Genomic DNA, 11,744 nt, shown 5'->3' with positions numbered 1-11,744 from the left:
TAATATATTCATCATTTCTATATTATTTTAGAAAAAGTAATAAATAAAGTTTAATATAATTTTTGCTAAAAGTTTTTAAAAAAGAATAACTTTAATATGTGTAGAAATATATGATATATTCATATAGTTTAAAGATAATTTTATGATGATTGTTAGTTGTTTAATAGTAAAAATAAAAGTACTTTAATTATTAATCAAAGTGAAAAATTTTCTTAGACCACACTTTATATATAATTTGATAAAATAGACTTAGAAAATATTAGAGTTAGGAGTAGAAAATGAAGAAAATTATTTTAAATCCAAATATTTGTGCTGATGAGATTGAACTTACTATTAAAAAACAAGGTTGAGAAATTATTGATAAAAAATATGATTTTTATCAACCATACGTTAGTATTTTTGATAATTTAAATTATGAAGCAAAAGTAGATTTATATATTGCTTTTAAAACTGCAGGTAACTTTGTTCATAAGGTATATTGCTATTTTTTAGAATTTGATACAAATAATATTTTTAAAATATCAGAAATTAAATCACCAGAGCATCCTAAGGGACAAATGACAACACGAGTTGCTGATTTTAAGTATTATAAAACTACTGGTAATCTAGGTTTTACTCCTTATAAAAGCCCAATATCTGGTCAACCATATAACTTAAGTCATAATTATCACAGTTTTTTTAATTCATTAATTGAATCAGAAGCAAGAAATGAATTAAACTATGTTTGTATTTTATTAAAATATGATAATCATGCTCGAAGCAAGAAAAGACTTCGATATTTTGTTAATTCGTATAAAAAGTTTATTAAATCATTTCTTTTTAAATTTGAAAAATTTGAAATTAGAAAAACACGTGCTTTATTAAGAGCAGAAATATTAAAAGGACAAAAAAAGAAAAAAGTTAGCAAGCCTGCAAAACGAAACGTTATTAAACCTAATAATACTGAAACTGTTATTATTGAAGGTAATTTAAAAACTATTTTTGATCATAAAAATATGACTGTTAAAGTTATTAAAGAAACAGATAATATAGAAAAATCTACTTTAGTATCTAAAAATAAACTTAAAAATAGTAATCAAAAAAATAAAAAATAAATGTTGATAAACCTTCACTTAAAATTGTTAAAGAAGTGTTATAATTATTTATAAAAGAGAGGAAATATTTATTATGCTACTAAGTTTTATTTTATATACAACTTCATTTGAATCCGAGCACTTAGATTCTTTTTTATCAAAGATTTTTGTAAATAAAAAAACTAATTTTGAAGTTGTTGTTGTTGATGATGGCATTAACAATGAAAATTTGGAGATATTTAGTAAATATTTTAAATTATATCCACAAAATTTAAAAATAATTACTAATTATCAAGTATCAGGTATTGCCATTAGTCGTAATCTTGGCCTTAAATATATTTCCGGACAATATGTAGTTATTTTAAATCCAACTGAAATTCTTAGCGTTAATTTTGTTGAAACAGTTAATAAAATTTTAGATAATAATAAGGATTTAGATTGTATTGAATATTGTGTTCGTTATGAATTTGATATAAATAATGTTTTTCATTCAACAATTAGAACTGAAGTTAATAAAATATATAATTTAAATACAACACAAGGAAAAATAGTCTTTGCTTTAACAACACCAGTTTTAACAACAAAAATCATGAAAGTTAGTATTATTAATGAATATAATTTACAATTTCGTAAAGAAATCCAATTTGATAGTTTATTTTTATACTCATTTTTAGCACATTGTAAAACATATTATGCAATTAATGAAACATTATTAACGTCTAAAAATAACACATTGGAAAATGATAATATTTTTGAACTAATGCACCAATGAATACATATTTTAAACTATTATAATAATTATAAAATTAAAAAAGTTTTATATGAAGAGTTGGAATATGCTTTTGTTAGATACTATCTATATACTCTTTTAAGATTTATTAGTATTTCTAAAAAACCTGCATTAATTGAAAAAACATATAATCGTGTCAAAGAAATTATTGAATTTAAATTTAAAAATTTTAAAAAAAATTCTTATTTTAATACTATTAATCCAAATGATAAATTTACCACTTATGCTCCTGATCTAAGTACTTATTTTAAGAAATATTTTAAAGATAATAATATTAGAGATGATTCAAAATATTGAGAGTAAAAAAATGAATATTAAAAAATTAGATACAACCGAAACATATATAATAGCTAAAACATGAAAACGTATTATTGCACGTATTTTTGACGTGATTTTTGTTAGTTTAATCCCATTAATAATTGGATTAGCAATTCATTATTTAGATAATAAAGGTAATCAAGAATCATGACAATTAATAATTATTTTTATTATTAATATAATTGTTGTCATTATATATTTTGTTATTATCCCATGAAAATGTAAGGGTCAAACTTTGGGAAAATTAATTTTTCAAATAAGATTAGTAAATGAAAAAAATCAAGATTTAAAGTTAAAACATTTTTTTTATCGTGAACTATTTTTAGTTTTTATTCCTCTATTATTAACCACTTCAATAATTCTTTTTATGAAATTGACTTTTAATGAAAACATTGCTACTATTAATAGTAATAGTACTTTAAATTCTTGATTAAATATTCTTATTCGTTCTGTAGTTAGTTTTGATTTTGCTTGGTATTGTGGGATTATGATCGTCACTAAAATTGATAAATATCATCAGCTATTCTTTGATCGTTATCATAAAACTTTTGTCATTAACAAGAAACCACTTGCAACTAATAAAAGGAAGATATCAACTAACGTTAATGATCCACATATTCATTTAGTTTATTCTCAACCAGGAAATATTAATGATGACGAATTAGAAAATATAAATAGTCTTTAATAGTATATACTCTTACTAACTTAAGGATAAATAACATGGATAAAACAAAACTTTTAGAAAATCTAAATGAACAACAACTACAAGCAATTATTAATGTTGATGGCCCATGTCGTATTATTGCGGGGGCTGGAGTTGGAAAGACGCGGGTTATAACATATAAGATTGCTTACTTAATTAATGTAATTAAAATTGCTAGTGAAAAAATATTGGCATTAACTTTTACTAATAAAGCAGCACGTGAAATGAAAGAACGAATAATGCAACTTTTAAATGATACTAACATTAATGTTAATATTGTTACTTATCATGCATTATGTGCCAAAATATTAAGAAGAGATATTCATCATTTAAATATTAATAATAATTTTAATATTATTGATCAAGAAGATCAACGAAAAATATTAAAAGATATTTTTCAAAAAGAATTTTCACATAAAGCTGAATTGCAGGAGTTAAGATTATTAAGTTCTAATATTTCTAACTGAAAAAATAATTATCTTTCTCAAGATCAATTATTAGCTGATTATCAAAATCAAGATGAGTGAATTTTACGTATCAAAGTTTTTGAATCGTATAAAAAATATCAATTTATTAATTCATGTTTAGATTTTGATGATTTATTATTATTAGTTGAACGTCTATTTAAAGAATTTCCACATATTTTAACAAAATGAAAAAAGAAATTTGATTTTATTTTAGTTGATGAATTTCAAGACACTAATGATATTCAATATAATATTTTATTATCACTTGCTAAAAATCATAAAAATATTACTGTAGTTGGTGATCCTGATCAAACTATTTATAGTTGAAGAGGAGCAAATATTAATTTAATATTGAATTTTACTAAACAATTTCCTAATACACAAACATTTATTTTAAATCAAAATTATCGTTCAACAACTAAGATTTTAAATACAGCTAATAGTTTAATTAAAAATAATGTTCAACGTATTGAAAAAGAACTGTTTACTAAAAATGATCTTGGTAATGATATTGTTATGTATCATGCTAGTAGTAGTGATCAAGAAGCACATTGAGTTGCAACAACTGTTAAAAAAATTCATTTAAAATATCATTTAGATTTGAATAAAATTGCTATTCTTTATCGTAATAATTATTTATCAAAAGATTTAGAACAAGCTTTGATTAATAATAATATAAATTATAAAATTTTTGGTGGTTATAAATTTTTTGAACGTAAAGAGATTAAAGACATTTTGGCGTATTTAAAAATTATTGTTTGAAATGATAATATATCAATGATTAGAATTTTAAATGCAACACCTAAAATTGGACCAAAAGCTATTGATAACTTATTATTACTTGCTAATGAACAATCACTAACTTTAAATGAATACTTATTTAAATTTCAGTATGGATTACCAAAAAATTATCGTCAACATTTACAACCTTTAATTAATTTAATTAATGAGATGCAAACTAATATCAAAGATGTTACTTCTTTACATAACATGGTTGAAAATTTATTAAATAAAACTAATTATTTAAAAAAACTAGAAGATAATCTTGAAAAAGAAAGAATTGAAAATGTTCAACAATTATTAGAACAATTGCTTGAATATGATAGTAGTAATAATGAATTACAAGGCGAAGAATTATTAACGTCATTTTTACAAGAAGTAAGTTTATATACTGATTTAGATGAAAATAGTACTAATAAAGCCGTTAATTTAATGACAATTCACAGTGCTAAAGGTCTAGAATTTGATGTTGTTTTTATAGTTGGCATTAATGAAGGTATTTTACCTGGAATAGGTAAATTTAGTATAGAAAACTTAGATAAAATTGAAGAAGAACGACGACTTTTTTATGTTTCAATTACTAGGGCAAAAAAATGATTATTTTTATCTAGTGCCAGTGGATATTCATATATCTTGGATCGTATGAAACAACCATCTCGTTTCTTAAAAGATTTAGATCTTAAATATTTAAAAATCATTAATAACGAACACCAAGAAATGGCAGCAACTTATCAAAATCGTAATCATTCTAAATTTAATTACTATAAAGCTGATAATAAAGATAAGGTTGAAATAACTAATAATTGAAATGTTGGAGATATAATTATTCATGAAATTTTTGGAAAAGGTATTATTACTAAATTAATTGGTGATAAAATTCAAGTTGCTTTTCATAAAAATCATGGTGGTATTAGAATTATTAGTTCTAATCATATTGCTATTAAGAAATTTTTTATTACATATTAATTTTTTCAAGTATAAAATTAGAATTAAGATTTATTTTAATTTAATTTTCCTAATAACATTTTAAAATTGGTGCTAAATTGCCAATTATTTTTTATTTTGAAATAACTTTAGAAAAATTAATATTTTAATAAATCTTATTATTTTAATGAAAGGAAAAAAGTAATTATGATAAAAATAAATTTAGAAGCGTGAAAAGGTTTAATTCGTAATTGAATTGAAGTTAACCCCAATCGTGATGGTCAATCAGTTACTAATAAAGTTAAACAACATGCTAACTATTTATTCCAACCTTATTATGATGGAGGATTATGAATAGGAACAACTCCTAGAGACTTAATTAATGGTAAAGAAATTATATTACATGATGGTAAAAAAGTTTTTAATAAAATAAAAGATTTAAAATCTATTACTTTGTCTTTTGTTCAGCAAGCAATTGCAATTAAAGATAAGTTAGAATTAACTATTGCTGGACAGTCTTTGGGCGCTGGATATGATTATTGAGTAGAAAATAAATTAAAACCAGAAGTGCTTAAACCTTTAGTAAAGAATGATGGCTTTAATAATATTGTTGTTGCATATGGTGGAGCTGCTTCAGCGGTTGGATATAATCCATGAGATGTTGCATATGGGCTATCTAATAAAGATATTAATAAAGCAGTAGCAATGTTACAACCAGCTTTTATTGAGTATCAAGAACGAATTACTAAATTTGCAGGTTTTGAAACTAAAGATATGCCGTTAAATTTAGACTTAGATATTGAAGGTATAAACTTTGATAATGATCATATTAATGGAATGAAGGTTTTATTTACTACATTAACAAAAATGAAAAGAAATAATCAAAATTGAAACTTTAGTGTTACATTACCAGTAATGCCAACGGGGCTAGTTGGTAGAGATATTGAGAATGTTATTAAAATAGCTTTAGAAATATATCAAAAAGCAGATTTAAAAGTTGAAGATTTATTTACAATTAACATTATGGCTATGGATTATGGTGAAATTGTTGGACAAGAAGTAATTGATAAAGGTTTAACTTTTTTTGATATTGCTAAACAAGCAATTAAAAGTACTGCTAACCAATATTTTGAATTAATAAAACAATATTTTCCAAAGTCTAATTTATTACTTACTGATGTTTATCAAAAACTAGGTATTACACCAATGATTGGTATTAATGATGTAAATAATAACTATTTTACTTTAGAAGATGCTAAAGATTTATATAATTGAGCACAAACAAATAAATTAGCAAACATTAGAATATGATCACTAAATCGTGATAGTAATGGTAAGATAGATGAAGTTTGAGGAACAAATAATCACGGATTAAAATATTTAAATGAAGGTGATTTTTCAAATGTTTTTACTGGTAATTGAACTTATTGAGTAAAAAGTCCAGTTCGTAAAGTTTAATGTTTTTTTGATAATTATTATAAAAAATATCAAAATTTAAATAAGAAGAAATTAAGTTTTTTTACTCATTATTTAGGGAAAATTAAAAGTAAAATAATTAGTAACTATTTATATAACAAATTATAATAATATAATTTGTTATATTTTATTGTTTAATTTGCTAATCACTTTAAAACTACTTTTGTTCTAATATCATAAAATTTGATAATTAAAAAATAAAAATATTTTTTATCATAAAAATATTTTTTTTAAGTTATAATTAAAAATAATTTATTTTTTGAAAGGAATTACTAATTGAATGTTTAATTTAAAAAAATTAAAATTTTGAGCAAAATCATCTCGTGCTAATAATGAAAAAATTAGTCTTAATGAATTAATATGAATTGGTTTTAACTATACTTGTGGTATTGCATTTCCAATGGCATTAATTGGCATTTATTATTGAAATAATGGTGGCGTTGGTTTACATATGCTATGAGTTATTTTATTATGTGCTTTAATTGCTGCGGGAACTGCACTTGCTTTTACTAAATGTAGTCGTGTTTATCATGACACTAATGGTGGTGCTTATGTTTATGTTCGTGGAGTTTTTGGTCGTTTTTGAGGATGAATAATTGGTTTTATTCAATATATTACTTTACCTTCAACAATTATTGTAACTATTATTTGAACATCTAGAATAAAGTAGACACAGAATTGTAACCTTTGTGTTAAAAATACTTTAAGGAAGGTGTTCATTTTTTTATGGCTAAATGACTATCAAAAGAAGAAAAGTTAAAAATAATAAAAATAAGTAAAATTAAAACAATTGATAAAACCGCATTAGAGTATGGTATTGGTCGATCATCAATAAAAGAATGAATTAAAGCATATAAATTATTAGGTGAAAAGGTTTAGAATATGGCAATGGAATCGTGTAAAAACCAAAAGAACAGGTCGACCCAAATCTTTTAAATTTTAATGAAATGACAAAACAAGAATTAATTGAATATATTGAGGCAATGAACGATATAGTATTTAGAAAAATCGACAAAAAGAAGAAATATTTTGTGATTTTCTCATTGAAAAAAATATCAGATTAGTTATTTATGTTGATTATTAAATGTTTCAAAATCAGGATATTATAAGTGAATTAAGAATGGAATGAATGAATTTAATAAATGAGATACATTTTTATTAATATAATTAAAAATATTTTTATGAATTTCAAGAAATTTATGGTTATAAAATGATAACTTTATGAATTAACAAAATTTATAATTTAAAATTAAAATTTCATATTGTATATAGATATATGAAAATATGAGTTTAAAAGCCAAGGTCTGCATAAAAAAATTTGATTATAGAACTAAATCAGGAAGTTTAAGATATGATAATTTATTAAAACGTGATTTTTCAACTACTAATTTAAATCAAAAATTAGGTACTGATATAACTTATTTATTAACTAATGGTAAAACATATTATTTATCAATTGTTAAAGATTTTCATAATAATGAAATATTAGATTATAAAATAAGCTCAAGTTTAGATATGACATTTGTTGTCCAAAATATTATTCAAGCTTGAGTTAATGCTCAAAAACCTACTTCATGAATTTTACAATCAGATCAAGGATTTCACTATACAAATCCTTCATATAAAACTTTATGTGATGAATTAAAAATAAAAATTTCAATGTCTAGAAGAGGTAATTCCTGTGATAATGGTGCTACTGAAACTTGATTTGGAACAATGAAAACAGAATTTCTATATCAAATTCCAAGAAAAAATAGAACTATTGAATGAATACAAGACAACTTACCTAAATATATTTACTTTTATAATAATTATCGACCTCAAATAAAATTAAAAGGAATGAGTCCAATCGAATATCGATTAGCTCATTCCAAACCAACAAATAATTACTTCATACCTATAAATTTAACACTTACAAACGCTATTTTATAAAATTTAATAAATGGTTACTTTTATTGTCCACTTTTCTTGACAAGTTCATTTTAAGAGTAATCATTAATAAATGATTACTCTTTTTCATATGCTCTTATCATTAATATCAATATTTTTAATTATATTTTAAAGAAATTAAAATCTATCATAAAATAATTATTACTGTAATCTATTTTATTTTTTGTTAAAAAATGATTTAATTACTATTATATTTGGAGGAAAAAAAATGATAAATACACAAGTATTGATTTTAGATTTTGGAAGTCAATATACACAATTATTAGCAAGAAGAGTAAGAGAAGCAAATGTTTATACTGAAGTTTTATCTTTTAATATTAGTTATCAAAAAATAAAAACATATCCCAACTTAAAAGCAATTATTTTATCTGGTGGACCATCAAGTGTTTATTTACAAAATGCTTATAAAATTGATCAAGCGATTTTTAATTTACCAGTTGCCATTTTAGGAGTTTGTTATGGCATGCAATTATTAACAAATCATTTTAAAGGGAAAGTAGAATTGGCAGATGAACAAGAATTTGGAAAATCAATTTTATATCTTGATCAACCAAATAATAAATTATTTAAAAAAGTTGCTAATCAATCAAAAGTATGAATGAGTCATGCTGATCATGTAACAAAAATTCCAAAAGATTTTATACAAATAGCTCATTCTGATTCTTCAATTTCAGCAATTGCACATTTGACTAAACCAATTTATGGTATCCAATTTCATGCTGAAGTTACCCATTCAGAATTTGGTAAGCAAATAATCGAAAATTTTTTATTTACAATAGCAAATTGTACAAAAGATTGAAGTTTAGATGATTTTATTAGTAATCAAATTTCAGAAATTAAAAATAAAGTCGAAGATAAACAAGTTATTTTAGGTTTAAGTGGTGGAGTTGATTCTTCAGTTGCCGCTGCCATTATTTCTAAGGCAATTGGTAAACAGTTAACTTGCATTTTTGTTGATACAGGTTTATTGAGAAAAAATGAAGCAATTGATGTCATGGAAATTTATAAACAAAATTTTAAACTTAATCTTGAAATGATTGATGCAAGTAAACATTTTTTTACTGCTTTAAAAGGTGTTAAAAATGCTGAAGAAAAAAGAAAAATTATTGGTAAACAATTTATTGATGTATTTACAACAGCAGCAAGAAAATTTAAAACGGCTGATTTTTTAGCACAAGGAACAATTTATCCGGATATTATTGAATCTTCAAGTAAACATGCAAGTTCAAAAACAATTAAAACTCATCATAATGTTGGTGGTTTACCTGATGATTTACAATTTAAATTGTTAGAACCATTAAAAACCTTATTTAAAGATGAAGTAAGAGAAATTGGTTTAAAACTTGGATTACCTGAAACATTAATTAATCGTCATCCTTTCCCTGGTCCTGGATTAGGAGTTAGAGTTATAGAAGAAGTAACAAAAGAAAAATGTTTAATTTTACAAGAAGTTGATCATATTTTTATTACCAAATTGAAAGAAAAAAATATATATAATCAAGTATCACAAGCATTTGCCACTTTGCTACCAGTTAAAACTGTGGGCGTAATGGGTGATAATCGCACTTATGATTATGTTGTTAGTTTAAGAAGTGTTAATACAATTGACTTTATGACAGCAACAAGTTCACATTTACCATGAGAATTTCTAGATGAAGTTGCAAATGAGATTATTAATAAAGTAGATGGTGTTAATAGAGTAGTTTATGATATTACATCAAAGCCACCAGGTACTATAGAATGGGAGTAAACTATGAATAAAGATTTAAATCAAAAAATAATATGTGAAGGAATTACTTTTGATGATGTATTATTAGTTCCAGGATATTCAGAAGTTTTACCAAATCAAGTTTCTTTAAAAACTAAATTAACAAATAAAATTGAATTAAATATTCCAATTTTATCTGCTGCTATGGATACAGTTACTGAATCTGATCTAGCAATTGCCATGGCAAGAGTTGGTGGTATTGGCATTATTCATAAAAATTTATCAATTGCTGAACAAGCTTTAGAAGTACAAAAAGTGAAAAGAAATGAGTCAGGTTTTATTACTGATCCAATTACTATTGGTGTTCAAACTTTAATTAGTGAAGCAAAATCAATTATGAGTACTTATCGAATTTCTGGATTGCCTGTTGTAAATGAAGAAAATCAACTAATTGGAATTGTTACTAATCGTGATTTAAAATATCTTGATAATGATAATGCATTAGTTAAAAATATTATGACTACCAAAAATTTAATTGTTGGTGATAAAACAACAACAATCGAACAAGCAAAACAAGTTATGTTAAAAAATAAAATTGAAAAACTACCAATTGTTGGTTCAAATAATAAATTGATTGGTTTAATTACAACAAAAGATATTGATAAAGCTATTGATTATCCAAATGCTTGTAAAGATGATCAAGGACGATTAAGAGTTGGTGCTGCTGTTGGTGTTGGTGAAGACACTTTAGCAAGAGTTGAGGCATTAGTTAAAGCAAAAGTTGATGTATTAGTTGTTGATTCAGCACATGGTCATAGTTTAGGGATTTTAAAAACAGTTAAAGTAATTCGTAAAACTTATCCAAAATTAGATATTATTGCTGGAAATATTTGTACTGCAGCTGGAGCACAAGCACTTTATGAAGCTGGCGCAAATTGTATTAAAGTTGGTGTTGGTCCTGGTAGCATTTGTACTACTAGAATAATAGCAGGAGTTGGTGTACCACAAATTACTGCTATTAATGATGTTTATAATTGAGCAAAAAATAAAAACGTAACTGTCATTGCTGATGGTGGTATTAAATATTCTGGTGATATTGTAAAAGCAATTGCTGCTGGTAGCAATTGTGTAATGTTAGGTAGCATTTTAGCTGGAACAGAAGAATCACCAGGTGAGGAAATTATTGTCAATGGTAAAAAATATAAAAATTATGTTGGTATGGGTTCATTAGTTGCCATGAAACGTGGTAGTAGTGATCGTTATTTTCAAAAAGGAATTAAAAAATTAGTGCCAGAAGGAATTGAAGCACGTGTTCCTTTTAAAGGGAAAGTACAAGATGTTGTTTTTCAATTAGTTGGTGGTATTAGAAGTGGTATGGGTTATGTTGGTGCTAAAAATATTTTATCTTTAATCCAAGATTCTAAATTTGTAAAAATTTCAAGTGCTGGTTTAAGAGAATCACATCCTCATGATGTTGAACTAACAAAAGAAGCACCAAATTATAATAAATAAAAAAATTGTATATTTAAAAAAACTAAGTTTTAATAAAACTTAG

10 protein-coding genes are annotated in these 11,744 nt (G+C 23.9%); all 10 read left to right on the top strand.

All coding sequences use genetic code 4. From position 1 onward, the window contains the following. Window positions 1-278: 278 nt before the first annotated feature. The 10 genes from M0D11_RS03745 (at window position 279) to guaB (ending at window position 11,701) form a co-directional block, all read left to right on the top strand. Window positions 279-1,094, top strand: coding sequence for a hypothetical protein (locus M0D11_RS03745; protein ID WP_252320214.1), 816 nt, complete (start codon window positions 279-281; stop codon window positions 1,092-1,094). A 73-nt stretch (window positions 1,095-1,167) separates the two neighbouring features. Continuing rightward, entirely contained in the window at window positions 1,168-2,166 is a 999-nt protein-coding gene (locus tag M0D11_RS03740; protein ID WP_252320212.1) for a glycosyltransferase family A protein, read from the top strand. A 4-nt stretch (window positions 2,167-2,170) separates the two neighbouring features. Further along, entirely contained in the window at window positions 2,171-2,866 is a 696-nt protein-coding gene (locus M0D11_RS03735; RefSeq protein WP_252320210.1) for an RDD family protein, read from the top strand. Between the two features lie 35 nt (window positions 2,867-2,901). Then, the gene (locus M0D11_RS03730; protein WP_252320208.1) at window positions 2,902-5,097 is read left to right on the top strand and encodes an ATP-dependent helicase; all 2,196 of its coding nucleotides are present in this window, start codon (window positions 2,902-2,904) and stop codon (window positions 5,095-5,097) included. Window positions 5,098-5,262: 165 nt separating this feature from the next. Further along, window positions 5,263-6,513, top strand: coding sequence for a glycoside hydrolase family 18 protein (locus M0D11_RS03725; protein WP_252320206.1), 1,251 nt, complete (start codon window positions 5,263-5,265; stop codon window positions 6,511-6,513). A 298-nt stretch (window positions 6,514-6,811) separates the two neighbouring features. Next, on the top strand, window positions 6,812-7,201 hold the full coding sequence (locus M0D11_RS03720) for an APC family permease (RefSeq protein ID WP_252320204.1): 390 nt from the start codon (window positions 6,812-6,814) through the stop codon (window positions 7,199-7,201). Between the two features lie 56 nt (window positions 7,202-7,257). Then, window positions 7,258-7,410, top strand: a complete 153-nt coding sequence (locus M0D11_RS03715; protein ID WP_252319288.1) for a hypothetical protein — start codon at window positions 7,258-7,260, stop codon at window positions 7,408-7,410. A 405-nt stretch (window positions 7,411-7,815) separates the two neighbouring features. Continuing rightward, a complete protein-coding gene (locus tag M0D11_RS07235) occupies window positions 7,816-8,463 on the top strand; it encodes an IS3 family transposase (protein WP_252320202.1) in 648 nt (215 codons plus the stop codon). A 226-nt stretch (window positions 8,464-8,689) separates the two neighbouring features. Continuing rightward, entirely contained in the window at window positions 8,690-10,231 is a 1,542-nt protein-coding gene (guaA, locus tag M0D11_RS03705) for a glutamine-hydrolyzing GMP synthase (protein ID WP_252320200.1), read from the top strand. A 3-nt stretch (window positions 10,232-10,234) separates the two neighbouring features. Next, complete coding sequence (gene guaB, locus M0D11_RS03700) at window positions 10,235-11,701, top strand: IMP dehydrogenase (RefSeq protein WP_256468400.1); 1,467 nt, start codon at window positions 10,235-10,237, stop codon at window positions 11,699-11,701. Window positions 11,702-11,744: the final 43 nt, after the last annotated feature.

The organism is Spiroplasma endosymbiont of Lariophagus distinguendus, from assembly GCF_023846195.1.
Lineage (GTDB): Bacteria > Bacillota_I > Bacilli_A > Mycoplasmatales > VBWQ01 > Spiroplasma_E.
Note: the sequence above shows the minus strand (reverse complement) of the source record. Positions and strands in the feature narration are given on the sequence as shown.